Source organism: Microbacterium meiriae (assembly GCF_032364335.1).
GTDB lineage: Bacteria > Actinomycetota > Actinomycetes > Actinomycetales > Microbacteriaceae > Microbacterium > Microbacterium meiriae.
Window position 1 is genome coordinate 2,239,540 of the sequence record NZ_CP133984.1, and the last position, 25,642, is coordinate 2,265,181.

At 69.2% G+C, this 25,642-nt stretch carries 24 protein-coding genes; 1 reads left to right on the forward strand and 23 read right to left on the reverse strand.

From position 1 onward, the window contains the following. Positions 1-3 precede the first annotated feature (3 nt). From ctaC to RI211_RS10810, 3 genes are all read right to left on the reverse strand, one after another. Positions 4-900 carry an aa3-type cytochrome oxidase subunit II gene (gene ctaC / locus RI211_RS10800; RefSeq protein ID WP_187661778.1) on the reverse strand — a complete coding sequence of 299 codons (897 nt, stop codon included), beginning with the start codon at positions 898-900 and terminating at the stop codon, positions 4-6. A gap of 139 nt (positions 901-1,039) precedes the next feature. After that, positions 1,040-1,402: an iron-sulfur cluster insertion protein ErpA gene (gene erpA / locus RI211_RS10805; RefSeq protein ID WP_187661779.1), complete on the reverse strand. Its 363-nt coding sequence runs from the start codon at positions 1,400-1,402 to the stop codon at positions 1,040-1,042. A gap of 66 nt (positions 1,403-1,468) precedes the next feature. Continuing rightward, positions 1,469-2,872 carry a dipeptidase gene (locus tag RI211_RS10810; RefSeq protein WP_315637562.1) on the reverse strand — a complete coding sequence of 468 codons (1,404 nt, stop codon included), beginning with the start codon at positions 2,870-2,872 and terminating at the stop codon, positions 1,469-1,471. Between the two features lie 45 nt (positions 2,873-2,917). Here RI211_RS10810 and RI211_RS10815 point away from each other — a divergent pair, with 45 nt between their 5' ends. Beyond that, positions 2,918-3,490: a DUF3043 domain-containing protein gene (locus tag RI211_RS10815; RefSeq protein WP_060921218.1), complete on the forward strand. Its 573-nt coding sequence runs from the start codon at positions 2,918-2,920 to the stop codon at positions 3,488-3,490. On the opposite strand, the gene RI211_RS10820 is transcribed toward RI211_RS10815, so the two are convergent. From RI211_RS10820 to RI211_RS10915, 20 genes are all read right to left on the reverse strand, one after another. Then, positions 3,465-4,502 carry a quinone-dependent dihydroorotate dehydrogenase gene (locus RI211_RS10820; protein WP_259954722.1) on the reverse strand — a complete coding sequence of 346 codons (1,038 nt, stop codon included), beginning with the start codon at positions 4,500-4,502 and terminating at the stop codon, positions 3,465-3,467. The two genes, RI211_RS10815 and RI211_RS10820, sit on opposite strands and share 26 nt — an antisense overlap. Before the next feature lie 10 nt (positions 4,503-4,512). Next, positions 4,513-4,983 (reverse strand): transcriptional regulator NrdR, encoded by a 471-nt coding sequence (gene nrdR / locus RI211_RS10825; protein WP_187661782.1) that lies wholly within the window; start codon positions 4,981-4,983, stop codon positions 4,513-4,515. 10 nt (positions 4,984-4,993) lie between these two features. After that, the gene (gene hisD / locus RI211_RS10830; RefSeq protein WP_315637561.1) at positions 4,994-6,298 is read right to left on the reverse strand and encodes a histidinol dehydrogenase; all 1,305 of its coding nucleotides are present in this window, start codon (positions 6,296-6,298) and stop codon (positions 4,994-4,996) included. A gap of 1 nt (position 6,299) precedes the next feature. Further along, the gene (locus tag RI211_RS10835; protein WP_315637560.1) at positions 6,300-7,547 is read right to left on the reverse strand and encodes a hypothetical protein; all 1,248 of its coding nucleotides are present in this window, start codon (positions 7,545-7,547) and stop codon (positions 6,300-6,302) included. A 67-nt stretch (positions 7,548-7,614) separates the two neighbouring features. Continuing rightward, positions 7,615-11,133, reverse strand: a complete 3,519-nt coding sequence (gene dnaE / locus RI211_RS10840) for a DNA polymerase III subunit alpha (RefSeq protein ID WP_187661785.1) — start codon at positions 11,131-11,133, stop codon at positions 7,615-7,617. A 74-nt stretch (positions 11,134-11,207) separates the two neighbouring features. Beyond that, on the reverse strand, positions 11,208-11,789 hold the full coding sequence (locus RI211_RS10845) for a GNAT family N-acetyltransferase (protein ID WP_259954728.1): 582 nt from the start codon (positions 11,787-11,789) through the stop codon (positions 11,208-11,210). 53 nt (positions 11,790-11,842) lie between these two features. Further along, entirely contained in the window at positions 11,843-12,763 is a 921-nt protein-coding gene (locus RI211_RS10850; protein ID WP_315637559.1) for an RluA family pseudouridine synthase, read from the reverse strand. A 2-nt stretch (positions 12,764-12,765) separates the two neighbouring features. Further along, entirely contained in the window at positions 12,766-13,338 is a 573-nt protein-coding gene (gene lspA, locus RI211_RS10855; RefSeq protein WP_315647682.1) for a signal peptidase II, read from the reverse strand. A gap of 9 nt (positions 13,339-13,347) precedes the next feature. After that, positions 13,348-13,947, reverse strand: a complete 600-nt coding sequence (locus tag RI211_RS10860) for a DivIVA domain-containing protein (protein WP_187661788.1) — start codon at positions 13,945-13,947, stop codon at positions 13,348-13,350. Positions 13,948-14,128: 181 nt separating this feature from the next. Beyond that, a complete protein-coding gene (locus RI211_RS10865; protein WP_187661789.1) occupies positions 14,129-14,428 on the reverse strand; it encodes a YggT family protein in 300 nt (99 codons plus the stop codon). A gap of 3 nt (positions 14,429-14,431) precedes the next feature. Then, positions 14,432-14,905 carry a cell division protein SepF gene (locus tag RI211_RS10870; protein WP_187661790.1) on the reverse strand — a complete coding sequence of 158 codons (474 nt, stop codon included), beginning with the start codon at positions 14,903-14,905 and terminating at the stop codon, positions 14,432-14,434. Between the two features lie 43 nt (positions 14,906-14,948). Further along, on the reverse strand, positions 14,949-15,650 hold the full coding sequence (locus tag RI211_RS10875) for a YggS family pyridoxal phosphate-dependent enzyme (protein WP_315637767.1): 702 nt from the start codon (positions 15,648-15,650) through the stop codon (positions 14,949-14,951). 2 nt (positions 15,651-15,652) lie between these two features. Continuing rightward, positions 15,653-16,807, reverse strand: a complete 1,155-nt coding sequence (gene ftsZ / locus RI211_RS10880; RefSeq protein ID WP_187661791.1) for a cell division protein FtsZ — start codon at positions 16,805-16,807, stop codon at positions 15,653-15,655. Positions 16,808-16,970: 163 nt separating this feature from the next. Further along, a complete protein-coding gene (locus RI211_RS10885; RefSeq protein WP_315637558.1) occupies positions 16,971-17,894 on the reverse strand; it encodes a cell division protein FtsQ/DivIB in 924 nt (307 codons plus the stop codon). A 3-nt stretch (positions 17,895-17,897) separates the two neighbouring features. Continuing rightward, positions 17,898-19,298, reverse strand: coding sequence for a UDP-N-acetylmuramate--L-alanine ligase (gene murC / locus RI211_RS10890; RefSeq protein WP_315637557.1), 1,401 nt, complete (start codon positions 19,296-19,298; stop codon positions 17,898-17,900). Positions 19,299-19,340: 42 nt separating this feature from the next. Beyond that, the gene (locus RI211_RS10895; protein WP_315637556.1) at positions 19,341-20,417 is read right to left on the reverse strand and encodes a UDP-N-acetylglucosamine--N-acetylmuramyl-(pentapeptide) pyrophosphoryl-undecaprenol N-acetylglucosamine transferase; all 1,077 of its coding nucleotides are present in this window, start codon (positions 20,415-20,417) and stop codon (positions 19,341-19,343) included. Then, entirely contained in the window at positions 20,414-21,619 is a 1,206-nt protein-coding gene (gene ftsW / locus RI211_RS10900) for a putative lipid II flippase FtsW (RefSeq protein WP_187661795.1), read from the reverse strand. The genes RI211_RS10895 and ftsW overlap by 4 nt, the downstream gene beginning before the upstream one ends. Then, positions 21,588-23,123 carry a UDP-N-acetylmuramoyl-L-alanine--D-glutamate ligase gene (gene murD, locus RI211_RS10905; RefSeq protein ID WP_187661796.1) on the reverse strand — a complete coding sequence of 512 codons (1,536 nt, stop codon included), beginning with the start codon at positions 23,121-23,123 and terminating at the stop codon, positions 21,588-21,590. The genes ftsW and murD overlap by 32 nt, the downstream gene beginning before the upstream one ends. After that, positions 23,113-24,219 carry a phospho-N-acetylmuramoyl-pentapeptide-transferase gene (mraY, locus tag RI211_RS10910; RefSeq protein WP_025105090.1) on the reverse strand — a complete coding sequence of 369 codons (1,107 nt, stop codon included), beginning with the start codon at positions 24,217-24,219 and terminating at the stop codon, positions 23,113-23,115. The genes murD and mraY overlap by 11 nt, the downstream gene beginning before the upstream one ends. Then, entirely contained in the window at positions 24,216-25,628 is a 1,413-nt protein-coding gene (locus RI211_RS10915) for a UDP-N-acetylmuramoyl-tripeptide--D-alanyl-D-alanine ligase (RefSeq protein WP_315637555.1), read from the reverse strand. The genes mraY and RI211_RS10915 overlap by 4 nt, the downstream gene beginning before the upstream one ends. Positions 25,629-25,642: the final 14 nt, after the last annotated feature.

Sequence of the window (25,642 nt, forward strand, 5' to 3'; positions counted from 1 at the left end):
GGCTTACTCCTCTCCTTCCTCGGTTTCGGTCTTCCCGGAGGTGCCGGGGAGGTTCGAGAGACGGTCGTACGCGTCGGTGATGTCCCCGGTGTTGCCCTCTTCCTCGAGGGACTCGAGGTAGGCGTCGTACTCGTCCTGCGAGACGACCTTCACGTTGAAGAGCATCATCGAGTGGTACTCGCCGCAGAGCTCGGCGCACTTGCCGGCGTACTCGCCCTCGCGGGTGGGGATGAAGGACCAGGAGTTGTCCTTCCCGATGAACATGTCCTTCTTGTAGAGGAAGTCGATGATCCAGAAGGAGTGGATGACATCGCGCGACTGGAGGTTGATCGTGACCTTCTGGTCGACCGGGAGCACCAGCGTCGGCAGCTCGGACTGGTCGATGTTGCCTGCCGCGTCCGGCTGGGCCTGGATGCCCATCGTCCAGACGGTGTCCTCTTCGGTCTCACCGTTGTACTGGAAGTCCCACGCCCACTGCTTGGCGATCGCGGTGATCTCGACGTCGGGGTCATCCCACTTCGTCTCGATCTCGGTCTGATCGCGAGCCGTGAAGAAGAACATGCCCAGCACGAGGATGAGCGGCACGATCGTGTAGAAGATCTCGATCGGCATGTTGTAGCGCATCTGCACCGGGAGGCCGGTCTGGCCCTTGCGCCGGCGGTACGCGATCGCAGCCCAGGCCATGAGGCTCCAGGTGACGACGCCGACCGCGAGGAGAACGATCCAGGAGTTCACCCAGAGGGACGACACGCGCTCCGTCTGGTTGGTTGCTGCCGGACCACCGTCCACGAAGCCCGGAAGAAAGCCGTTCAGCTCGGTGGGAGTACATCCCGCCAGAGCCACAGCTGCCACAACTCCCACAGGGAGTGCGGCCCAACGAAGGCGGCGTTTCGAGGGCACGATGCACCTTTCAGATCGCGGACAAGGCATGTTCAAGTCTAGAGCAACCTCACACCTGATTCATGCCAACCATGCAGGTTGAGAAGCGGAACGGCCGCCGTCACGCGAGGTGACGACGGCCGTTCGCGGGAAGAACGTGTCAGTGGAAGCTGTCGCCGCAGGCGCAGCTGCCCGCCGCGTTCGGGTTGTCGATCGTGAAGCCCTGCTCCGAGATGGTGTCCTTGAAGTCGATCGAGGCGCCGTCGAGGTAGGGAACGCTCATGTTGTCGACGATGACCTCGACGCCGTCGAAGTCGACCGTCTCGTCACCCTCGAGGAATCGCTCGTCGAAGTAGAGCTGGTAGATCAGGCCCGAGCAGCCGCCGGGCTGCACGGCGACGCGCAGACGCAGGTCGTCGCGGCCCTCCTGCTCCAGGAGGTTCTTCACCTTCGTGGCGGCGGCGTCCGTCAGCTTGACGCCGTGTGCGCTGGTGGTCTCTGCGGACAGGATGGTGTCGCTCATGTCGCTCCTCATGACGGGCCGGGTACGGGCTCTTGGACGATTCTACCGCCGGTGGGGACGGAAGGCTCAGATCTCACGCGCGTTCATACGGGCGAGCAGCAGCGCCTCGGTCGCCACGGCGTGCCGGAAGGTGTCCAGATGCAGCGACTCGTTGGGGCTGTGCGCGCGGGAGTGCGGATCCTCCACGCCGGTGACGAGGATCTGCGCCTCGGGGAACTCCCGCACGAGATCCGCGATGAACGGGATCGACCCGCCGACACCGAGGTCCACCGGGGGCACACCGTACCCGTCCCGCATGGCATCCCTGGTGAGCGCGACGGCCCACCCGCTCGTGTCCACGAGGAAGGGGTTGCCGAGGTCCACGTCGGAGAAGGTCAGCTCGGCGCCGAAGGGCGCGTGTGCGCGGAGGTGACGCTCGAGAGCCTCGTACGCGTCCTGGCCGGACTGGCCGGGGGCCACACGGGCGCTGATGACCACGGACACCTCAGGGAGCAGCGTGTTCGAGGCCGCGGCGACGCTCGTCGCATCGATGCCGATGACCGTGACGGAGGGCTTGTTCCAGATGCGGCTGAGGATCGTGCCGTCGCCGATGGGCGTGGTCCCCGGCAGGAGCCCGGCTTCGTCGCGCAGCGTCTCCTCGGTGTACTCAGGGGTCTCGGCGTCTCGCGCCGTCATCCCCTCGACGGCGACGGAGCCGTCCTCGTGCCACAGTGTGGCGAGGAGCCGCACGGTCGCCATCATGGCGTCGGGCACCGCTCCGCCGAACATCCCGGAGTGCGAGGCGTGGTCGAGCGTGCGCACCTTCATGGTGAAGCGCGCGTTGCCACGGAGCGAGACGGTCAGGCCGGGCGTGACCGAGTCCCAGTTGCCGGAGTCCGCGACCACGATCGCGTCGGCGCGGAGGGCGTCCTTGTTGTCGGAGAGGAACTGGGCGAAGGACCGCGAACCGTACTCCTCCTCCCCCTCGATGAACATCGCGATGCCGAGGTCGAGGTCGTCACCGAGCACCTCCGCGACCGCGCGGATCGCCCCGATGTGCGCCATGATCCCCGCCTTGTCGTCTGCGGCGCCGCGGCCGTACAGGCGGCCGTCCCGCACGGTGGGCTCGAACGGCGGCGTCTCCCACAGGGCGTCGTCCCCCGGGGGCTGCACGTCGTGGTGGGCGTAGAGGAGGATCGTCGGCTTGCCGTTCCGTGCCGCGCGCGTCGCGAGCACCGCGGGCTGACCCTGCTCGTCGGTGCCGGGGATGTCCGCGCGGAGCACGGTCACCTCGTCGAAGACGCCGGTGCCACGCGCGAGGGTGGCGACGGCGTCGGCGCTGCGCTCCAGCTGCGTCTGATCGAAGGCAGGCCAGGCCATGCCGGGGATGCGCACGAGGTTCCCGAGGTCCGACAGCGCGGAGGGGATACCGGTGGCGACGGCTTCGAGGACGGCGGCGTCGGACTCGCTGGGAAGAGCAGGTGAGGTCATGCGAGTAATCTTAAGGCGACCCACCCCAGCGAACCGAGGAACCTCGTGGCCACTACCCCCGCCTCCCCTTCGACGAACGACGACGCCCCCCAGACGCCTGCCGTCGGCAAGGGACGCGCGACGCCGACCCGCGCCGAGCAGGAGGCCGCCCGTCGCCGCCCCCTCGTGGCGAACACCAAGGAGGCCAAGGCCGCGGCCCGCGCCGAGCTCAACGAGCGCCGCGCGAAGGCGCAGGCGGGCATGGCCGCAGGCGAGGAGAAGTACCTCCCCGCGCGCGACAAGGGCCCGCAGCGTCGGTGGGTGCGCGACTACGTGGACGCCGGCTGGCACCCCGCCGAGTTCGTCATGGGGGTCATGGTGCTCGTCATCCTGGCCTCGCTGCTGCCGACGAACATGATGATCTCGTTCTACGCGTACCTGTTCATGATGGCGTACCTCGTCATCGCGATCGGCGGCATGATCCTCCTCGGCATGCGGGTCAAGCGCAAGGCGGCCGCGAAGTTCGGCAAGGACCGCGTCGAGAAGGGCCTCGGCTGGTACGCGGGTATGCGCGCCCTGCAGATGCGCTTCATGCGTCTGCCGAAGCCGCAGGTCAAGCGCGGGCAGTACCCGGACTGACCAGTCCCCGGTTGATCTCGCGGCCCCAGAACGGTCCGCGGTAGAGGAACGCCGTGTAGCCCTGGACCAGGGTGGCCCCGGCATCCAGACGCTCCTGCACATCCGCCGCCGTCTCGACACCGCCCACCGCGATCACGCAGAAGTCCTCGGGGACCGCGGTGCGGACGACCCGGAGGACCTCGAGCGACCGCTTCTTGAGCGGAGCACCGGAGAGACCGCCCGCGCCGGCCGCCTCGACAGCGGCCGCATCGGTGCGGAGCCCGTCCCGGCTGATCGTCGTGTTGTGCGCGATGATGCCCGCGAGCCCCTCCTCGACGGCGAGGCGCGCGATCGCGGCGATCTCGTCATCCGGCAGATCGGGGGCGATCTTCACGAGCAGCGGGGTCGCTCCGGCTGCCTCGCGGACGGCCCGCAGCAACGGCGCCAGCGTCTCGACGGCCTGCAGACCGCGAAGTCCAGGGGTGTTCGGCGACGAGACGTTGACGGCGAGGTAGTCGGCGAGCGGGGCCAGTCGGGTGGCCGACGCGACATAGTCCGCCACGGCGTCCTCGACGTCCACCACACGGCTCTTGCCGATGTTGACGCCGATCACCGTGTCGGGCGCGCCACGACGAAGCCGTGCGAGACGACGGGCTGCGGCATCCGCACCACGGTTGTTGAAGCCCATGCGGTTGATCACCGCGCGGTCCTCGACCAGTCGGAACAGCCGGGGCTTCGGATTGCCCTCCTGCGGGACGGCCGTGACCGTTCCGACCTCGACGTGCCCGAAGCCGAGCGCTGCCAGGCCACGGACGCCGACGGCGTTCTTGTCGAACCCGGCCGCGACGCCGAACGGCGAAGGGAACGTCAGCCCCAGCGCCTCGACCCGCAGGGAGGGGTCGGGCCGGGTCATCGCGCGCGTGGCCCACGAGAACGGCGGCACACCGAGCACGCGGATCACCGCCATACCGGCGTGATGGGCGAACTCGGGATCGAAGCGCGAGAGGACGGCGCGGAAGAGCAGCGGATACATCCCTGCCAGATTACCGGTCCGCCGCCTCCGCCTTGGCGTGGTCGGCCCGGAGGTCGCCGATGGCGGACTCGAAGTCCTCGAGCGAGTCGAACGCCTGATAGACGCTCGCGAAGCGGAGGAACGCGACCTCGTCGAGCTCCCGGAGCGGTCCGAGGATCGCGAGGCCGATCTCGTTCGTGTCGAGCTGGGAGACACCGGTCTGCCGGACCGCCTCCTCCACGCGCTGCGCGAGGATCGCGAGGTCTGCCTCGGTCACTGGGCGCCCCTGACAGGCCTTCCGCACTCCGGAGATGACCTTCTCCCTGCTGAACGGCTCCATGACGCCCGAGCGCTTGATGACGTTCAGGCTCGCGGTCTCCGTCGTCGAGAAACGTCCCCCGCATTCCGGACACTGGCGACGACGACGGATGGAGAGCCCGTCGTCGCTGGTGCGCGAGTCGATGACCCGGGAATCGGGGTGACGGCAGAAGGGGCAGTGCATCTGACAGATCCTACGCGGTGAAACGGGCCTCGATCGCCTCGCCGTGGGCGGGGAGCACCTCGGTGTCGGCCAGCGCGACGACGCCGTCCCGGACGGCGGCGAGGGCGTCGCGGTCGTACGACACGACCTGCTGCGGGCGGAGGAACGTGTACGCACCGAGGCCCGGGGCGTAGCGCGCCTGACCGCCCGTCGGCAGAACGTGGTTGCTGCCGGCCATGTAGTCGCCGAGACTGACCGGCGTCTGATCGCCGACGAACACGGCACCCGCGCTCGTGAAGACGGCGGCCGCCTCCTCCGCGTCGGCGAGGTGCAGTTCCAGGTGCTCCGGGGCGTAGGCATTGCTGAACGCGATCGCCGCCGCCCTGTCGTCCACGAGCACGATCGCCGACTGCGGCCCGGACAACGCCGCCGCGACGCGCTCGCTGTGCCGGGTGCGCGCAGCCTGCCGTTCGACCTCGGCTCTGACCTGCTCGGCGATCTCCACCGCGTCGGTCACGAGGACGGCCGATGCCTGCTCGTCGTGCTCGGCCTGGCTGACGAGGTCGGCGGCGATGAGACGGGGGTCGGACGCGGCGTCCGCGACGACGAGGATCTCGGTCGCGCCGGCCTCGGAGTCCGTGCCGACGACCCCGGCCACGGCACGCTTTGCCGACGCGACGTAGTTGTTGCCCGGTCCGGATACCACGTCGACCGGATCGAGTCCCAGGCTCGCGACGCCGTGGGCGAGTGCTCCGATGGCTCCGGCCCCGCCCATCGCATAGACCTCGGAGACGCCGAGCAGCGCCGCCGCGGCGAGGATCGTCGGGTGGACACGGCCGTCCTGATCCGCCTGCGGCGGCGAGGCGAGGGCGATCTGCTGCACCCCGGCGACCTGCGCGGGGACGACGTTCATGACCACGCTGGACGGGTAGACGGCTTTGCCCCCGGGGATGTACACCCCGACGCGAGACACCGGCTGCCACCGCTGCGTGATGGTCGCTCCCCCGCCGATCCGCGTCACCTGCGGGGCGGGGACCTGCGCGGCCGAGGCGAGACGCACACGGCGGATGGCCTCCTCGAGCGCTGCGCGGACCGTGGGAGTGAGATCCGACAGGGCTTCCGCGAGGTGGGCCTCCGGAACACGAACCGCGTGACCGACGACGCGGTCGAAGCGCTCCGCCTGCTCCCGCAGCGCGTCCTCGCCGCGTTCCCGCACGTCGTCCACGAGGCGCGCCGCGGTGTCGAGCGCCTCGGCCCGAGCCTGGGTCGCGCGCGGGACGGCGGCGAGCATGTCAGCGGGCGAGAGCTCGCGCCCCCGCAGATCGATCGTGCGCATGTCAGCCCTTCGTGATGCCGGCGATGTCGTGGAGGTAGCCGATACGGCCGTCGTCGTGACGCACGACGAAGGCGCCGCCCCGGTCCTCGATCACGAGTGCCCAGGCGGTCGGGCCGATGCGGAAGATCGGCTCTCCGCGTTCGTCGTGCACGTCGCGCTCCGTCGGGGCGAGTATCCAGAAGGGCTGCGCCTCAACAGCACTCTGTCGCGGAGCGGCAGCCTGCGGATCGGCGTGGTCGCTGATCACCGGGTGCACAGCGGTCGCGTCGTCCGGTGTCGGCTCCTGGGCGGCGGCGAGCTCCTCCTCGGAGAGTGCCTTGGCGCCGAGCAGCGACTCGATGCTGCCGGTGTCGGACACGATCTCGGGCTGCTCCCCGCGGGAACGCCGCGAGTAGACCGGGGTGTACTCGGGTTCCGACGTGACAGGGACGGTTCCGGTCCCCCCACCCGAGGCGTGTGCGGTGAGCGGAACGCGATCCGCGTCGTCCACGGAGGCGCCGCGGTCGGCGGTGGCCGTCTCACGGACGTCGACGGCGTCGTCCTGGTCCGCGGGGGTCGGCTCGAGGTCGGCATCGGCGATCACGGCCGTCTCATCCGCGGCAGGAGAGCTCTGGGGGACGGCGTCCGCAGACGCCTCGACAGCCGCCTCGGCCACCGATCCACTCGGCGTCGCCTCGGGGCGCGGGCGTGCGATCACCGGGCGCACGGGGTTCGCGTTGCGGTGGGCGAGCGTGACGAGCCGCCCCTGGAAATCCTCCTTGAGCCCCGGGATGAGAGGCGCGAAGACGGTGAGGACGACGAGGGCGGTGGAGGTGATGACCTGCACGACCGCGTTCCAGGGCAGCCCCCAGTTACCCGTGGAGATGACCGCCGAGAGGGCGAGCCACAGGTTGCCGGCCCACACGCAGGCCGCGACCGAGAACGCCACGGAGGCGAACTGGTCGATGCCGAGCGAACCGACGCGACGGATGCCGTCCGGCGAGAAGCGCCGGAGGACGAGGAGGAAGACGGCCACCGTGGGCACGCCGATCGGCAGGATCCACTGGATGCCGATGCCCCACAGGGAGATGCCGCCGCTGAGCGGGAAGAAGGAGACGAGGAAGGAGACCAGCCAGATGCCCACGATCAACAGCTCGCGCAGCGTGAAGCCGAGGATGCCGTACTCCGGCGTGACCTCGTCGTCGTAGAGGACGCCGTCCTCATCGCTGAACACCGCTTCGGCGTCCGGCTCGGGAAGATCCGTGCTCATAGTCGTCCTTTCCTCGTCGGCGCACCACGACTCTCCGGTGCTCTCGACGGCTCCCGATCCTACCCGCTCACCCCAGACAGGTTGGTCCGAGCAGAGACTTGAGGTCACCGAAGAGGTCGGCCGAGACCTTCACCGGCATGGGCACCTCGAACACCTTCGCCGTGCCCGCGCGGTGCACGCGGAGCAGCACCTCGGTGTCCCCGCTGTGCCGCCGGAGGACCTCGGCCAGCTCCGTCATGACCCGCTCGGTGGCGCGCTGCTCGGCGAGGACGAGCGACAGCGGGCCTGCAGCGTCGAAGGAGCCGACGTCGGGTGCGAACGCGGACTGCGCATGCAGGTTCAGCCCGTCGTCACGGCGCGAGACGCGTCCACGCACCGCGAGGATGGCGTCCTGCTGCAGGGTGTGCTGGAACTCGAGGTAGGTCTTGCCCATGAACATCACGGTGACCTCACCGTTGAAGTCCTCCACGGTGATCATGCCGTACGGGTTCCCACTCGCCTTCGCCACACGATGCTGCACGCTGGTGACGAGGCCGGCCACGGTGACCTGATCACCGTCCTGCAGATCCTCGGAGTTGTTGAGGTCGTGGATGGAGATCGAGGCGTGCTTCGCGAGCGGCACCTCGAGACCGGCGAGCGGATGATCCGAGACGTAGAGGCCGAGCATCTCGCGCTCGAACGCGAGCTTGTCCTTCTTGATCCATTCCGGACGTGGGGGCACCTTCGCGGGCGCCGCCTCCTCCATACCGTCGTAGAGACTGTCGAAATCGAAGCCGATGGCGCCCTGCGCCTCGTTCCGCTTCCTGTCGACCGCCGCCTCCACGGCGTCTTCATGGATCTCGAGGAGCGCCCGGCGGGTGTCCCCCATCGAGTCGAAGGCACCGGCCTTGATGAGCGATTCGACCGTGCGCTTGTTGGCGACGTGCAGGGGAACCTTGTCGAGGAAGTGATGGAAGGACGTGAACCGCTCGTCCTTGCGGGACTGCACGATGCCGTCGACGACGTTCGTGCCGACGTTGCGGACCGCGCCGAGACCGAAGCGGATGTCGTCGCCGACGGCCGCGAAGAAGTTGATCGACTCGGAGACGTCCGGCGGCAGCACCTTGATGCCCATCCGGCGGCACTCGTTCAGGTAGAGCGCCATCTTGTCCTTCGAGTCGCCGACGCTCGTCAGGAGCGCGGCCATGTACTCGGCCGGGTAGTGCGCCTTGAGGTACGCGGTCCAGTACGACACGAGACCGTACGCAGCGGAGTGCGCTTTGTTGAAGGCGTAGTCGGAGAACGGCAGGAGGATGTCCCAGAGCGCCTTGACCGCCCCCTCGCCGAAGCCGCGTTCGGTCATTCCGGCCGCGAACCCCGCGTACTGCTTGTCCAGCTCGGACTTCTTCTTCTTGCCCATCGCGCGGCGCAGGATGTCGGCTTGACCGAGGCTGAATCCGGCGACCTTCTGCGCGATCGCCATGACCTGCTCCTGGTAGATGATGAGTCCGTAGGACTCCTCCAGGATCTCCGCGAGCGGTTCCGCCAGTTCGGGATGGATCGGGGAGATCTCCTGCTGACCGTTCTTGCGCAGCGCGTAGTTGGTGTGGGAGTTCGCTCCCATCGGTCCAGGACGGTACAGCGCGATGAGGGCCGAGATGTCGCCGAAGTTGTCCGGCTTCATGAGTCGCATGAGCGAGCGCAGCGGCGGGCTGTCGAGCTGGAACACGCCGAGGGTGTCGCCACGGGCCAGCAGTTCGTAGACGGCGGGGTCATCGAGCCCGAGGTGCTCCAGATCGAGCTCCTCGCCGCGGTTCATCCGGATGTTGTCCAGCGCGTCCGAGATGATCGTCAGGTTCCGGAGGCCCAGGAAGTCCATCTTGATGAGGCCGAGGGACTCGCACGACGGGTAGTCGAACTGCGTGACGATCTGGCCGTCCTGCTCCCGGCGCATGATCGGGATGATGTCGAGCAGGGGCTCGGACGACATGATGACGCCGGCGGCATGCACGCCCCACTGCCGCTTCAGCCCCTCGAGCCCGAGAGCCCGGTCGAAGACGGTCTTCGCCTCCGGATCGGTCTCGATGAGGGCGCGGAACTCGCTGGCCTCCTTGTAGCGGGGGTGCGCGGAATCGAACATGCCGTCCAGCGGCATGTCCTTGCCCATCACCGCCGGGGGCATCGCCTTGGTGAGCCGCTCCCCCATGCTGAACGGGAACCCGAGCACGCGACCGGCGTCCTTGAGGGCCTGCTTCGACTTGATCGTGCCGTAGGTGACGATCTGCGCGACGCGCTCGGAGCCGTACTTCCGGGTCACGTACTCGATGACCTCGCCGCGGCGACGATCGTCGAAGTCGACGTCGAAGTCGGGCATCGAGACGCGGTCGGGGTTGAGGAAGCGCTCGAAGATCAGACCGTGCTCGAGGGGATCGAGATCCGTGATCTTCATCGCGTAGGCGACCATCGAGCCGGCACCGGAGCCACGACCCGGGCCGACGCGGATGCCGTTGTCCTTCGCCCAGTTGATGAAGTCGGCGACGACGAGGAAGTAGCCGGGGAAGCCCATCTGCAGGATGATCCCGGTCTCGTACTCGGCCTGCTTGCGCACCTTGTCCGGGATGCCGCTGGGGTACCGGTAGTGGAGGCCCTTCTCGACCTCCTTGATCAGCCAGCTGTCCTCGGTCTCGCCGTCCGGGACCGGGAACCGCGGCATGTAGTTCGCCGAGGTGTTGAACTCGACCTCGCAGCGCTCGGCGATCAGGAGCGTGTTGTCGCAGGCCTCCGGGTGGTCCCGGAAGAGCTGCCGCATCTCGGCGGCGGTCTTGATGTAGTAGCCGTCGCCGTCGAACTTGAAGCGGTTCGGATCGTCGAGCGTGGAGCCGGACTGCACGCACAGCAGGGCCGCGTGGGCGTCGGCTTCGTGCTGGTGGGTGTAGTGCGAGTCGTTGGTGGCCACGAGCGGGATGCCGAGGTCTTTCGCGAGCCGCAGCAGATCGGTCATGACACGGCGCTCGATGGAGAGACCGTGGTCCATGATCTCGGCGAAGTAGTTCTCCTTGCCGAAGATGTCCTGGAACTCCGCCGCCGCGGCCCTGGCGGCGTCGTACTGGCCGAGCCGGAGCCGGGTCTGCACCTCCCCCGACGGGCACCCCGTCGTGGCGATGAGACCCTTGCCGTAGGTCTGGAGCAGCTCGCGGTCCATGCGGGGCTTGAAGTAGTAGCCCTCCATGCTCGACAGCGAGCTCAGCCGGAAGAGGTTGTGCATGCCCTCGGTGCTCTGGCTCCACATGGTCATGTGGGTGTAGGCGCCCGAACCCGAGACGTCGTCGCTGCGCTGGTCCGCCGAGCCCCACTGCACCCGGGTCTTGTCGCTGCGGTGCGTGCCCGGGGTGACGTAGGCCTCGAGACCGACGATGGGCTTGATGCCGGCGTTGCGTGCGGCGTTGTAGAACTCGAACGCCGCGAAGGTGTTCCCGTGGTCCGTCACCGCGATCGCCGGCATGCCGTAATCGGCGGCCGCCTGGGTCATCGCGTTGATCTTCGCGGCCCCGTCGAGCATCGAGTACTCGCTGTGCACGTGCAGGTGGACGAAGGAGTCGGATGCCATGCTTCGAGTCTACGTTCGGCCCCGGACACCGGCATGCGTCGCGCTCCCCCAGCGAGCGCGCCGCGGAACCCGGTTCACGCGTCCTCGCGGAGGTCCAGCCGCATGAGCACGCGGGGGAACCCGTCGAGCACCGAGCCCGTGTCCGCGACCTTGCGGAATCCCGCGCTCTCGAAGAGACGCCGCGTGCCCACGTACGCCATCGTCAGGTTCACCTTCGCCCCGGCGTTGTCGACCGGGTACCCCTCGACGGCGGGGGCGCCGCGCTCTCTGGCGTAGGCGACGGCTCCCTCGATGAGCGCATGCGACACGCCCTGCTTGCGGTGCCCCGGCCGGACTCGGAAGCACCACAGCGACCACACGTCGAGGTCGTCGACGTGCGGGATGAGGCGGTTGCGCGCGAAGCTCGTGTCGCGCCGAGGATGCAGCGCCGCCCAGCCGACCGGCTCGTCGTCGAGGTAGGCGAGCACACCGGGAGGAGGGTCCTGGTGGCAGAGCTCGCGCACCCGGTCGGCACGCGCGGGACCGCGCAGGGAGACGTTCTCCTTGTTGCCGATCCGGTAGCTCAGACAGAAGCAGACGTTCGACGTCGGCTTCTTCGGTCCCACCACCGCCGCGACGTCGTCGAAGACCGTCGCCGGACGCACCACGATGCTCATGCGGTCAGTGTGGCGGAGACCACCGACACCGCGGAAGCGACGCTCCGCGGGACCTATTCTCCGCGGAGCACGTCCAGTGCGTGCTGGAAGTCGTCCGGATAGGGCGAGGTGAACTGCACCCAGTCCCCCGTCGTCGGATGCGCGAAGGCGAGCTGATGCGCGTGCAGCCACTGCCGGGTGAGACCGAGCCGGGCGGACAGCGTCGGGTCGGCACCGTACAGCGGATCGCCGACACACGGGTGGCGGTGCGCGGCCATGTGCACGCGGATCTGGTGGGTGCGGCCCGTCTCCAGGTGGATCTCGAGCAGGGAGGCACCGGGGAACGCCTCGAGGGTCTCGTAGTGCGTCACGGAGGGCTTGCCGTCAGGGACGACCGCGAACTTCCAGGAGTGGTTCGGGTGCCGACCGATCGGGGCGTCGATCGTACCCACGAGCGGGTCCGGATGCCCCTGCACCACCGCGTGATAGATCTTCTCGACCGTGCGCTCCTTGAACGCCCTCTTCAGAGCGGTGTAGGCGGCCTCGCTCTTGGCGACGACCATGAGCCCGCTCGTCCCCACGTCCAGCCGGTGCACGACGCCTTGACGCTCCGGCGCGCCGCTCGTGGCGACGCGGAACCCGGCGGCGGCGAGAGCACCGACGACCGTGGGACCCTCCCACCCGAGCGAGGGATGGGCGGCGACGCCGGTCGGCTTGTCGACGACGACGATGTCGTCGTCGTCGTACACGATGCCCAGCTCGGGCACCGCGATCGGCACGATCTTCGGCCCCTCCTTCGGCTCCCACTCGACGTCGAGCCAGGCACCGCCACGCAGGCGGTCCGACTTGTCGAGGGTGACGCCGTCCAGGCGCACGCCGCCGGAAGCCGCCACATCCGCCGCGAAGGTGCGCGAGAACCCGAGGAGCTTGGCGAGGGCGGCGTCGACGCGCGTGCCGTCGAGCCCGTCCGGGACGGGCAGCGACCGGGACTCCACGCTCAGCGCCCCTCGGACGCGGCGGCCGCCTCGGCGTCCTCGTCGGTCTCGACCGGGGCGTGGTCCTTCTCCCGCGTGCCGTCGAAGCGCAGTCCGAACACGACGAGCAAGGCGACCGAGATCATCCCGGTGACGATGAAGATGTCGGCGACGTTGAAGATGGCCGGCATCATCCACGGCATCGAGATCATGTCGACCACGTGGCCGACGGGGAAACCGGGGTCGCGGAACAGTCGGTCCGACAGATTGCCCAACACGCCCCCGAGCAGGCAGCCGAGGACGACAGCCCAGAGGCGCGAACGCAGCCCGAACGCCTTCCAGACGATGACACCCGCCACCACGGCGAGAGCGATCGTGAAGATCCAGGTCACGCCGGAACCGAGGGAGAACGCCGCGCCGGGATTGCGCACGTAGTAGAGCTGCAGGAACTCCCCGAGAACCGGGACCGCCTCGTGCAGCGGCAGGTTCTCGATCGTGAGGTACTTCACAAACTGATCGGCGGCCAGCACGACCGCTGCGAGAATCGCAACGATCGCACCGGCCGCCGACCGACGAAGGGGACGACGTCCTGACAAGAGGGCGCCTTACAGGCCGATCGCGGAGACCGGGGTGGAGTCCGTGGACGCCGACTTCTCGTCGAGCTCGCGGAGCTGGCCCTCGATGTAGCCGCGGAGCTGCGAGCGGTAGTCGCGCTCGAAGTTGCGCAGCTCGGTGATGCGGGCCTCCAGCGTGTTGCGCTCGCGCTCGAGACGTGCGGTCTCCTCGCGCTGCTTCGCCTCGGCCTCCGTGCGGATGCGGGCGACCTCGGCCTCGGCCTCGGAGATGAGCTGGTTGCGCTTCGCCTCACCCTCGGCGACGTGCTCGTCGTGCAGACGCTGCGCGAGCTCGATGATGCCGGCGGTGGCGGTCGCGGAGCCGGTCGGTGCGGCGTCGGCGGCGGGTGCCTCGACCGCGGGGGCCGGAGCGGGAGTGGCGGCAGCCGGCTCGGCAGCGGCGGGAGCGGGGGTGGAACCCGACTCGTACGCGGCGAGCTTCGCCTTCAGCTCGGCGTTCTCCTCGAGGGCCTTGCGCCACTCGATGACGATCTCGTCGAGGAAGTCGTCGACCTCGTCCGGGTCGAAGCCGTCCTTGAAGCGGACGTGCTGGAACTGCTTGGTGACGACGTCATCCGGGGTAAGTGCCATGGGTGGCTCCTCTTTCGATGAGTTCGATTGCCAGTACCGATGTATGGCGTGTTCGTGATGTGGCGCGAACCCGGGGCGCGCACCTGGGTGCCAGCATAGCCCCCGAGCCTTGGCGTCGCGATGCCACGACACCCAGGCTCGGACAACTCGCGGCGGTTCCCCGGTGCGACACGCGGGGTGGTCAGCGGATGAACAACCGGACGATGTTCATCAGGATCAGCACGACCAGCAGGGTCAGCGCGAAGCCGAAATCCAGCGACAGCTGGCCGATGCGCAGCGGAGGGATGATCCGCCGGAAGAACCGGATGGGCGGATCCGTGACGGTGTAGACCGCTTCAGCGGCCACGAGGCCGAAACCCTTCGGACGCCACTCCCGATTGAACATCGGGATGTAGTCGAGGATCAGCCGCGCGAAGAGCACGAGGATGTACACCAGCAGCATCAGATGGACGATGCTGGCGAGGACCGAGACCAGCTGCACGGTCTAGGAGTGGTCGAAGCCCGCAGACTCGGCGTCTGCGTGCGCGATGCCCCCGTGACCCGACACCGCGATGTTCTCCGGCGACAGCAGGAAGACCTTCGAGGTCACCCGCTCGATGCGACCGTAGAGGCCGAGGGAGAGACCGCTCGCGAAGTCGATGAGGCGGCGCGCATCGGCGTCGCTCATCTGGGAGAGGTTGATGATGACCGGGACGCCCTCGCGGAAGCTCTCCGCGATCAGCTGGGCGTCGCGGTACTGCTTCGGGTGGACGGTGAGGATCTCGTTCACGGCTCCTGCTGCGGGCTGGCGGACGGCGACGGGACGACGGAGCGGCGTGACGGGAGCCGGAGCCGGCTCTTCGCGGTCACGCTCACGCTCGCGCTGGGCACGAGCGGGCGCCGGCGTCTCCTCCTCGTAGACCTCTTCCTCATCGGCGAGGCCGAGATACACCATGGTCTTCTTCAGCGGGTTACCCATCGTGTCCTCCGGTTCGAACGTTTCGGGCTGGTCTTGTCACAGGTTAGCCCCGGGCGGGGCGCGGGCCCGTGATTGCGGAACCGATCCGCAGGTGTGTCGCGCCGGCGGCGATCGCCTCGGCGAAATCGCCGGTCATCCCGGCGGAGATCCAGGTCGCCTCGGGGGCGACCGATCGCACGTCGTCGGCGATCCGCCGCAGGCGGTCGAAGGCGGCCGTGGGCTCCTCATCGAGAGGAGCCACCGCCATGACGCCGCGGAGGCGCAGTGAGGGCAGGGTGAGCACGTGCTCGGCCATCGCCACCGCGGAGGCCGGGGCGACGCCTCCGCGCCCTTCGTCCTCCGTCAGATTCACCTGCACGAGCACGTCGAGCACGTCGTCGTCCACGGCGGCTCGGTGGAGGGCGTCGGCGAAGCGGTCACGGTCGACGGAGTGGACCACGTCGGCACTCCGCCTGATCGCGGAGGCCTTGTTCGTCTGGCCCTGCCCGATGAAGTGCCACTCGAGGTCGAGACCGGCGAGCTCGGTCTCCTTGGCGGTGAGCTCCTGCTGTCGGTTCTCCCCCACCGCGTGCACTCCGAGGGCGTGCAGATCGCGCACCAGGGAGGCGGGGTGGAACTTCGTGACGACGATCCGGGTGATCTCCGCCGGCGAACGGCCGGCGGCCCGCGCGGCGTCGGCGATCCTCTCGTCGATCGCCGACAGCCGCGCGGCCAGGTCCGATGGCGCCGAAGCGCCGACCGGCATCGTCACTTCAGGAATTCGGGGATGTCGATGTCGTCGTCGGCGAAGGCCGGCTCGATGCTCGTCGCGGGGGTGCGAGGCGCCGACGGCGCCGCGGTGGGCTCCGGCGCGCTCTTCTCCGTCGCGGGCTCGGTGGTCTCCGACAGCGCCACCTCGGGAAGCGACGCGGTCGAAGGACGCGAGACGACCATCGGGTCCAGCCGCAGCGAGGGCTCGCCGCCATCGAAGCCGGCGGCGATGACCGTCACCCGGACCTCGTCGCCCAGCGTGTCGTCGATCACGGTACCGAAGATGATGTTGGCCTCCGGGTGCGCAGCCTCCTTGACGAGGTCAGCCGCATCGTGGATCTCGAAGATGCCGAGGTTCGAGCCACCCTGGATCGACAGCAGCACACCGTGCGCACCCTCGATCGAGGCCTCGAGCAGCGGCGACTCGACGGCGAGCTCGGCGGCCTTGATCGCGCGGTCGGCGCCGCGCGCCGACCCGATGCCCATCAGCGCGGACCCTGCTCCCTGCATGACCGACTTCACGTCGGCGAAGTCAAGGTTGATGAGACCAGGGGTCGTGATGAGGTCCGTGATGCCCTGCACACCGGCGAGGAGCACCTGGTCGGCGGTCGCGAACGCCTCGATCATCGAGATGCCGCGGTCGCTGATCTCGAGCAGACGGTCGTTCGGGACGACGATGAGGGTGTCGACCTCTTCCTTCAGCTTCGCGACGCCTGCCTCGGCCTGGCTCTGGCGGCGGCGACCTTCGAAGGAGAACGGCTTCGTGACGACACCGATGGTCAGGGCACCGATCGACTTCGCGATACGGGCGACCACCGGCGCACCGCCGGTTCCCGTGCCGCCGCCCTCACCCGCGGTGACGAAGACCATGTCGGCGCCGGTCAGCGCCTGCTCGATCTCCTCCGCGTGGTCCTCGGCCGCACGGCGACCCACCTCCGGGTCCGCTCCGGCGCCGAGGCCGCGGGTGAGCTCACGGCCCACGTCGAGCTTGACGTCGGCGTCGCTCATGAGCAGCGCCTGGGCGTCGGTGTTGACGGCGATGAACTCGACTCCGCGGAGACCGAGCTCGATCATGCGGTTGACGGCGTTGACGCCGCCACCGCCGACGCCGACGACCTTGATCACGGCGAGGTAGTTCTGGTTCTGGCTCATGGCCGGCCTCCGATTAGTAGAGCCTGGAAGGGGTGAACCTTAAACCTCAACTAGAGGTGTAAAGTATTTCCCGGTATTGCGTTCTCTCAGATCGAAGGTAAGCGCCGCCTGCCCCTGCGCGCGCAGCGACATGGGCGTGTCGCGCCATTCCCGTCGAAACAGATCAGCCGACCACCGCGACGTCGGGTGAGGTGACGTCGATCGACGAGGCATCGGGGTTCTTCACGAGCGCGGCGGAGAGCGCGAGCGCCTTCAACCCGGAGTCCTCCTGGCTCCCCCACACGACCGTGAGGCCCGAGTCGAGGGTCAAGGTCACGTCGTCCGCCGTCGAGGCGCGGACGCCGGTGAGCGCACTGCGGATGTCGGCAGGGAGAGCGCGGACCACGAGACCCGCGCTGCGCAACGCCGGCGAGTCCATTCCCCCCTCGACCTCCACCAGCGGCTGCCCTGCCGGGCGCTCCGCCGTCGTCGAGAGGGCGACACCTGCGGCATCCACGAGAGTGAAGCCGGCACCCGACTCGACGACCCCGATCGGCGTGCGCTCCACGATGCGCACGGTCAGATCGTGCGGCGGTCGAGCCTCCAGGGCGTAGGTCTCGATGAGCGGGAACGTCAGCAGCGCCGCCTTGACCTCGCTCGTGTCGACCAGGGCGAGGGGCGTCCCGAGCTGATCCGCGAGGGCCCCCTCGATCACCGCGGGATCGATCGTCGTGGTGCCGGTGACCGTGATGCGCTGCACGGCGAAGAGCGGGCTGTAAGCGGCAGCGACACTCCCCCCGATCAGGAGCACGACGGCCCCCACAGCGCTCAGCCAGACGATGCGGCGCCGCCGCGATCGGTGGGTGAACCGACGGATCTCCGCCCTGAGCGCCTTGCGGCGGGCGCGTGCCGCGCGCCAGACGTCCATCGAGGAACGAGGGCCCGCTTCCTCCTCCGCCTCCGCCTCGTCGGGCTCGACGGGCGCGGCGACGGCACCCTCGTCCGGAGCCGCCTGAGGCGCGGGACGCCGGCGGAGGATCCGCTCGGAGGCGACGTCCGTCTCCCCCGGAGTGTCCGGAGCGCTCGGGAGCGGGGGCGGCCGGCGCATGGGCTACGCCCCGTCGGTCCGGCGCAGCGACTCCAGCACCTGCGGGATGATCTGGTAGACGTTGCCGCAGCCGAGAGTCACGACGAAGTCGCCGTCCTTCGCGACAGACGCCGTGTAGTCGGCCGCTTCCTGCCAGTCGGCGACGAAGTGCACTCGGGACGGGTCATCGAACGCCCCGCTCACCAGCTCGCCGGTCACGCCGGGCACCGGGTCCTCCCTGGCACCGTAGACGTCCAGCATCACGGTGTGGTCGGCGAGCTCCTCCAGGACGTCTGCGAACTCCTGGTACATGTGCTGCGTCCGCGAATACGTGTGCGGCTGCTGGATGGCGATCAGCCGGCCGGACCCGGCGATGCTGCGCATGGCCTCGAGCGCCGCACGCACCTCGGTCGGGTGGTGCGAGTAGTCGTCGTAGACGGTGACCCCGCGCTCCTCGCCGTGGCGCTCGAGACGACGGATCGTCCCCGCGAAGCCCTCGACGGCACGTACGGCGTCGCGGAGCGAATAGCCGAGCGCGAGGAGGACGGCGACGGCGCCGGTCGCGTTGATCGCGTTGTGCACGCCGGGGACCGCGAGCTGCATGCGCTCGGTCTCGCCGCCGTGCGAGACGGCGGCGGCGACGGGGCCCGAGGTGACGATCTCGCTGACGCGGACGTCGGCGTCCTCGGCCTGCCCGAACGTGAGGATGCGCGGGTGCGACAACCCGGCCAGCACGCGGAGTGCGCCGGGGTCGTCGCTGGAGATGACGACCGCCTCGGATGCCGCGTCCGCGAAGCGCACGAAGGCCTCGTGGAAGGCCTCATCGGAGCCGTAGTGATCGAGATGATCGGGGTCGACGTTCGTGATGAGCGCGACCGCGGTGTCGTAGAGGAGGAAGGTCCCGTCCGACTCGTCGGCCTCGATGACGAAGAGGTCGCCGTTCCCGGTCGCGCTGGAGGTGCCGAGCTGCTCGATCACCCCGCCGTTGACGAAGTGCGGATCGGCGCCGAGCGCGCGCAGAGCCGTGACGATCATGCCCGTCGAGGTGGTCTTGCCGTGGGCGCCGGCCACCGAGACGAGGCGTCGGGTGCCGATCAGCCAGTGCAGGGCCTGAGAGCGGTGGATGACATGGAGGCCGCGCTCCTTGGCGGTGACGAACTCGGGGTTCTCCGGCCAGATGGCACCGGTGTGCACGACCGTGTCGGCGTCGCCGAGGTGGGCGACGTCATGACCGACGTGGACGGTCGCCCCCGCGGCGGCCAGCGCCCGTAGGTTGTCGCTGTCGGCGCGGTCGCTGCCGGAGACGCGGATGCCCGCGTCGAGGAACATCTTCGCGAGTCCGCTCATCCCGGATCCACCGATGCCGATGAAGTGCGCGGAGGTGATCGTGTCGGGGATGGGGAGGGAGAGGTCGGGTCTGATCATGTCCGCTTCAGTCTACTTTTCGTTCTCGTCCGGACGGCGGCGTCACGCCGCACCGAGGGCACGGTCGATCATCGCGACGACGTTCTCGGTGCCGGTGCGGGTGCCCGCGGTCTCCGCCGCCTCCGCCATCCGCCGGATGCGGTCACGGTCGCCGAGCAGCGGCACCACGATACGTCGGACCGCATCGCCGTCGAAGGTCGCGTCATCGAGGAGCTGAGCGGCACCGGCGGCCACGGCGGATCCTGCGTTCAACCGCTGCTCTCCGTTGCCCACCGAGTACGGCACGTACAGCGCGGGAATCCCGAGCGCGCTGATCTCGCTCACGGTGGCCGACCCCGAACGCGACACGATGAGATCGGCCAGCGCGAACGCGAGGTCCATGCGGTCGATGTACCGGCGGAGGACGTACCCGGGCACTCCGGGATCCGGCAGGTCGCTGCGCTCCCCGGTGACATGCAGCAGCTGCCAACCGGCGGCGAGGATGTCGCACCAGGAGTCCGCCAGGGCGTCGTTCAACCGCTGCGCTCCGAGCGAGCCGCCGAAGACGAGAAGGACAGGACGATCGGCGTCGAGCCCGAAGTACTCGGCGGCCTCGGCGCGTCGAGCCGCCCGGTCGAGCGTGATGACCTCGCGCCGCAGCGGCATGCCGACCACCTCGCTCCCGCGGAGCGGCGTCCCGGAGAACGCGACTCCCACACCCGCGGCCGCACGGGCACCGAGCACGTTCGCCAGCCCGGGCTTCGCATTGGCCTCGTGGACGACGAAGGGCACGCGCTCGCGACGCGCGGCGACGTAGGCGGGTGCGGAGGCGTAGCCGCCGAAGCCCACCACGATGTCGATCCCGTGCTGCCGGATGTGCGCACGCACCTGGGCGATCGCCCGGCGGAACCGCGCGGGGAACGCGGCGGCCTGCGCGTTCGGGCGCCGCGGGAACGGCACCTTGTCGACGATGAGCAGCTCGTAACCACGCTCGGGGACGAGACGGGACTCCAGGCCCTCCGCCGTGCCGAGCACGAGGATCGTCGCCGACGGGTCACGCTCACGCAGCGCATCGGCGACCGCGAGCAACGGATTGACATGGCCGGCGGTGCCACCGCCGGCGAGGAGGTACGAAGTCACCTCGCGACCCTACCCCGCTCGGCTGACTGCTTCTCGGCGACCGGGATGGTCCGCGCGAAGGCCAGCAGGACGCCGCAGGCGACGAGCACGGCGAAGAGTGCCGTTCCGCCCTGGGACATGAACGGCAGGGGCACACCCATCACTGGGAACACGCCGATGACGACGCCGACGTTCAGGACGGCCTGACCGACGATCCAGACCGTGATCCCACCCGCGGCGACGCGGATGAAGGGGTCCGACGTCTTGCGGATCACATGGAACGCACCGACCGTGAAGAACGTGAACAGGGCGAGGACGACGATGCAGCCGATCAGCCCGAGCTCCTCGCCGACGATCGCGAAGATGAAGTCGTTGCCCGCGGCGGGGAGCCAGCCGTACTTCTCCTGGGAGTTGCCGAGGCCGAGTCCGAAGATCCCGCCGGAGGCCATGCCCCAGATGCCATGGATCGACTGGTAGCAGTCGGTGTAGTACAGCGCCATGTCATCGCACGTCGCGGTGATGCGACGCATGCGGTCCTCGCTGGAGAGCGCGTAGGCGAGCACCGCGACCACGCCCAGGATCATCGGGATGATGAAGAGGCGCAGCTTCACACCCGAGAAGAAGAGACAGCCGAGCAGGATGAGGACCATCACCATCGCGGTCCCGAGGTCCTTGCCGGCGAGGACGGTGCCGATGGCCAGCGCGCCGACCGGGATCACGGGGATGAAGACGTGATGCCAGGTCCCGAGCATGGTCTGCTTGCGCAGCAGGACCGCGGCGATCCACAGGGCGAGGGCCAGTTTGAGGAACTCGGACGGCTGCATCTGGAAACCCGCCACCTGGATCCAGTTCCGGTTTCCGCCGTCGGCGATGCCGAGCGGTGTGAACACGAGGAGCTGGAGGGCGATGGCTCCGAACAGCGCCGGCCAGGCCATGCGCTTGAGGAACGCCACAGGGAAGCGGCTGATGAGGAACATCATCGGGATACCGAGCAGGGCGAACACACCTTGCCGGAGAGCGCCGTCCAACGGGTTCTGCGCCTTGGCCACCGCCGTCGCGCTCGTCGCGGACAGCACCATCACGAGACCGAAGATCGTCAGGAGCAGGGCGGTCGACGCGATCAGCAGGAACTCGGTCGACACCGGGGTGAACCGGCGTCCGAGCGAGACCCGCGCGGCGAGGCCACCCGACTCAGACCGCGGAGGGCGAGCCACCTGCGTCATCGGCGCTCCCCCGATCGATCCACTCCCGCACCGCTTCGGCGAAGCGGTGGCCGCGATCCGCATAGCTGGAGAACTGGTCGAAGGACGCGGCGGCGGGAGCGAGGAGCACAGTGCCCTCCCCGTCGACGATCCCCGCCGCGATCTCCACGACGCGGTTCATGACCTGTCCAGTGTCGCCAGCTTCGACCTCGAAGACCGGCACCGTCGGCGCGTGTCGCTCGAATGCCGCGACGACGGCTGTGCGGTCCGCTCCGATGACGACCGCCGCGCGCGCGGTGGAGCCCGCGTCCGCGACGAGATCGGCGATGTCGACGCCCTTGAGATCACCGCCGACGACCCACACCGCACCGGGGTACGCGCGCAGTGACGACGCGGCCGCGTGCGGGTTCGTCGCCTTGGAGTCGTCGACCCAGGTGATGCCGGCGTGGCGCGCGACCACCTCGATGCGGTGCGCGTCCAGGCGGAAGGTCTGCAGCGCCCCGTGGATGGCCTCGGGCTCGACCCCGAGAGAACGGGCGAGGGCACTGGCGGCCAGGATGTTCTGAACGATGTGCGGTGCCGACAGCCCTGCGGCCTCCAGGTCGGCGACCGTGGTCAGTTCCAGGGCGCTGCGGGCTCGATCGTCGAGGAACGCCCGGTCGACGAGCAGCCCCTCCACGACGCCGAGATCGCTCGGGCCGGGGATGCCGAGATCGAAGCCGATGGCGCGGGCGCCCTCGACGACGTCGGCCTCCTCGACCATCCGGCGCGTCGCCTCGTCGGCCTTGTTGTAGACGCAGGCGACCCGCGTGTTGCGGTACACCAGCGCCTTCGCGTCCCGGTAAGCCTGAGCGCTGCCGTGCCAGACGAGATGATCGTCGGCGAGGTTCAGGCAGACTGCGGCGTGCGGGAACAGCTCCCCCTCCGAACGCGACAGTCCGAGGTACCAGAGCTGGTGGCTGGAGAGCTCGACGACGAGCACGTCGAAGCCGGCGGGGTCGCGGACCGCGTCGAGCACGGGGACGCCGATGTTGCCGCACGGCGCGGCGCGCAGGCCACCGGCGACGAGCAGCGTCGCCGTGAGCTGGGTCGTCGTCGTCTTGCCGTTGGTCCCGGTGATGAGCACCCAGTCCGCCGGCGTGCCGTCCGCGCGGAGGACCTTGTCGCGCACCCGCCAGGCGAGCTCGACGTCACCCCAGAGCGCAATGCCCTCGTCCTGAACCCAACGGATGACCGGGTGCGCCGGGGCGAAGCCAGGGGACGCGATGACGACCTCGGGCCCGAACGCCCTCAGCGCCTCGGGCACGGCGTCCAGCGGACCGAGCTCCAACCGGGCACCGATGACGGGGAGCAGGCGGGCGTACTCCTCCTCCGCGGACTCGCTGAGCACGAGGACGTCGGCACCGAGCTCGGCGAGGGTGTCGGCCACGGAGAAGCCGGTCATGGAGAGGCCGAGGACGGCGACGCGCAGGCCGCTCCAGTCTGCGTGCCAGCTCGTCAGCCCGGCCAGACGCTCAGCCGACACGGGTCAGCCATTCGACGTAGAAGAGCCCGACGGCCGACACCGCGAGAAGACCCGCGATGATCCACATGCGCACCACGATGGTGACCTCCGACCAGCCCCGCATCTCGAGGTGGTGGTGGAACGGGCTCATCAGGAACAGCCGCTTGCCGCGGGTGATCTTGAAGTAGGCGCGCTGCAGGATCACGGATCCGGAGGCGAGCACGAAGACGCCGGCGATGATGAGGAGCAGCAGTTCGGTGCGGGTCATGACCGCCATCGCGGTGATGACGCCACCGATGGCCATCGAGCCCACGTCTCCCATGAACACCTTCGCTTTGGGCGCGTTCCACCACAGGAACCCGATGAGGCTGGCGGCGAAAGAGGCCGAGATGATGGCGAGGTTGAACGGGTCGCGCACCTCGTAACAGCCGCCGAGCGAGCCCGGATCACCGCCGATGCAGGGCTGCTTGAACTGCCAGAACGCGATGAGGCTGTAGGCGCCGACGACGATCACGCCCGCGCCGGCGGCGAGGCCGTCGAGGCCGTCGGTGAGGTTGACGCTGTTGGAGGTCGCGACCCCGATGATCGAGATCCAGGCGAGGTAGAGGATCCAGCCCAGGATGACGCCGAACGCGAAGAGGTTCAGCCAGGTGATGTCCCGGAAGAGGGAGATCGACGCACTGGCCGGCGTCTGCCCCCACTTGTTCGGGAAGTTCAGTGCCACGATGCCGAAGGGGATCACGACGATGAGCTGACCGATCACCTTCCGCCACCCCGACAGCCCGAGGCTGCGCTGGCTGCGCACCTTCATGTAGTCGTCGATGAATCCGACCACACCGAAGCCGACCATGAGCCAGATCACCAGGATGGCGGACAGCGCCGGCGTCTCGCCGCTGACGAGGACCCCGGTGAAGTAGCCCACGATCGAGCCGAGGATGAAGATGACACCACCCATGGTCGGGGTGCCGCGCTTCGCCTCGTGGCTCGGGTTGCCCGCAGCCTCCGGGGTACGGATGACCTGCCCCCAGCCCCACTTGCGGAAGAGCCGGAGGAAGACGGGAGTCAGGAAGAGAGTGAAGGCGAGCGAGATGGCCGCCGCCATGATGAGGGACCTCACGAGAACAATTCTCCCAGACGATCGCCGAGATGCCGGAGGCCCACGGAGTTGGACGACTTCACCAGGACCCGGTCTCCGTCACGCAGCTCGGTACGGAGGTACTCGAACGCAGCGTCCTGGTCAGGCAGATGCACGGCTTCGCTGTCCCATGACCCCTCGCCGACGGCGGCGAGGTAGAGCCGCCGTGCCTCCGGGCCGACGACGACGATGCGCCGGATGTTGAGACGCACGGCGAGGAGGCCGATGCGATCGTGCTCCTCCCCTGCGCTCTCGCCGAGCTCGCTCATCGCGCCGAGGACGGCGACCGTGCGCTCGTCGGGGCCGGTGATCTGGGCGAGGGTCCGCAGGGCGGCCGCCATCGAGTCGGGACTGGCGTTGTACGCGTCGTTGATGATGCGGACGCGGTCGTTGCCCAGCGGCTGCATCCGCCACCGCTCGGCGATCTCGACGGTCTCCAACCGGGAGACGGCATCGGCCGGGGCCACGCCGAGCTCGACGGCGGCGGTGATCGCGGCGAGGGCGTTGCTGACGTGGTGGGCGCCTAGGACGCGCAGGCGCAGCGGCAGCCGCTCCCCTGCGACCTCGATCACGCACTGCGTGCCGGAGGCCGAGACCTCGATCTCCCGCGCGTGCACGACAGCCGCAGCCGACTGGCCGAAGCCGACGACCCGGAGGCCGCGGCTCTCCGCGAGCTCGCGCATCGCCCACACCCGGGCGTCGTCCGCGTTGAGCACGGCGATGCCGGGCACGCGGGCCGCGGCGACGAGCTCGGACTTGGCCTTCGCCGTGGCCTCGATGCCGCCGAAGCCGCCCGCGTGCGCCATGCCGACCATCAGCACGACCACCAGGTCCGGCTCGACGAGACCGGCGAGCCGCGCGATGCTGCCCGGCGCGGCAGCCCCGAACTCGCTCACCAGGAAGCGGGTGTCGTGCGTGACGCGGAGCATCGTCACCGGGGCGCCGACCTCGTTGTTGAAGGACTTCACCGGGGCGACGGTCTCGCCCTCGTCCTCGAGGATGCGGGCGAGGAAGTTCTTGGTCGTCGTCTTGCCGTTCGAGCCGGTGATGCCGACGATGCGCAGGTTCCCGCCGGCGCGCACGCGCGCCACGACCTCGCGCGCCAGCTCGCCGAGGGCGACCACGGCATCGGACACGACGATCTGCGAGACATCGACGTCGACGGGGTGCTCGACGATCGCCAGGACCGCACCGGCTTCGGCGGCGACACCGACGAAGCGGTGCCCGTCGGTCTCGGCGCCGGGCTTGGCGACGAAGATCGACCCCGCCTCCATGGTGCGCGAATCGGTGTCGACGATCCCGTCGACCACCGTCTCCGGCGTGTGCTCTCCGGCCACGCGCAGTTCACCACCGATGGCGGCGGCGATCTCAGCGAGCGTCAGGGCGATCATGTCATCTCCATGCG

Coding starts and splice junctions, on each gene's coding strand:
- RI211_RS10885 (WP_315637558.1), bottom strand. CDS start 17,894: ATGCGCCGGCCGCCCCCGCTCCCGAGCGCTCCGGACACTCCGGGGGAG.
- RI211_RS10915 (WP_315637555.1), bottom strand. CDS start 25,628: ATGATCGCCCTGACGCTCGCTGAGATCGCCGCCGCCATCGGTGGTGAA.
- ftsZ (WP_187661791.1), bottom strand. CDS start 16,807: ATGAGCCAGAACCAGAACTACCTCGCCGTGATCAAGGTCGTCGGCGTC.
- RI211_RS10820 (WP_259954722.1), bottom strand. CDS start 4,502: ATGTATCCGCTGCTCTTCCGCGCCGTCCTCTCGCGCTTCGATCCCGAG.
- dnaE (WP_187661785.1), bottom strand. CDS start 11,133: ATGGCATCCGACTCCTTCGTCCACCTGCACGTGCACAGCGAGTACTCG.
- ftsW (WP_187661795.1), bottom strand. CDS start 21,619: ATGACGCAGGTGGCTCGCCCTCCGCGGTCTGAGTCGGGTGGCCTCGCC.
- RI211_RS10845 (WP_259954728.1), bottom strand. CDS start 11,789: ATGAGCATCGTGGTGCGTCCGGCGACGGTCTTCGACGACGTCGCGGCG.
- RI211_RS10835 (WP_315637560.1), bottom strand. CDS start 7,547: ATGAGCACGGATCTTCCCGAGCCGGACGCCGAAGCGGTGTTCAGCGAT.
- RI211_RS10870 (WP_187661790.1), bottom strand. CDS start 14,905: ATGGGTAACCCGCTGAAGAAGACCATGGTGTATCTCGGCCTCGCCGAT.
- erpA (WP_187661779.1), bottom strand. CDS start 1,402: ATGAGCGACACCATCCTGTCCGCAGAGACCACCAGCGCACACGGCGTC.
- RI211_RS10860 (WP_187661788.1), bottom strand. CDS start 13,947: ATGGCACTTACCCCGGATGACGTCGTCACCAAGCAGTTCCAGCACGTC.
- RI211_RS10875 (WP_315637767.1), bottom strand. CDS start 15,650: ATGCCGGTCGGCGCTTCGGCGCCATCGGACCTGGCCGCGCGGCTGTCG.
- RI211_RS10810 (WP_315637562.1), bottom strand. CDS start 2,872: ATGACCTCACCTGCTCTTCCCAGCGAGTCCGACGCCGCCGTCCTCGAA.
- nrdR (WP_187661782.1), bottom strand. CDS start 4,983: ATGCACTGCCCCTTCTGCCGTCACCCCGATTCCCGGGTCATCGACTCG.
- hisD (WP_315637561.1), bottom strand. CDS start 6,298: ATGCGCACGATCGATCTGCGGGGGCGCGAGCTCTCGCCCGCTGACATG.
- murC (WP_315637557.1), bottom strand. CDS start 19,298: ATGATCAGACCCGACCTCTCCCTCCCCATCCCCGACACGATCACCTCC.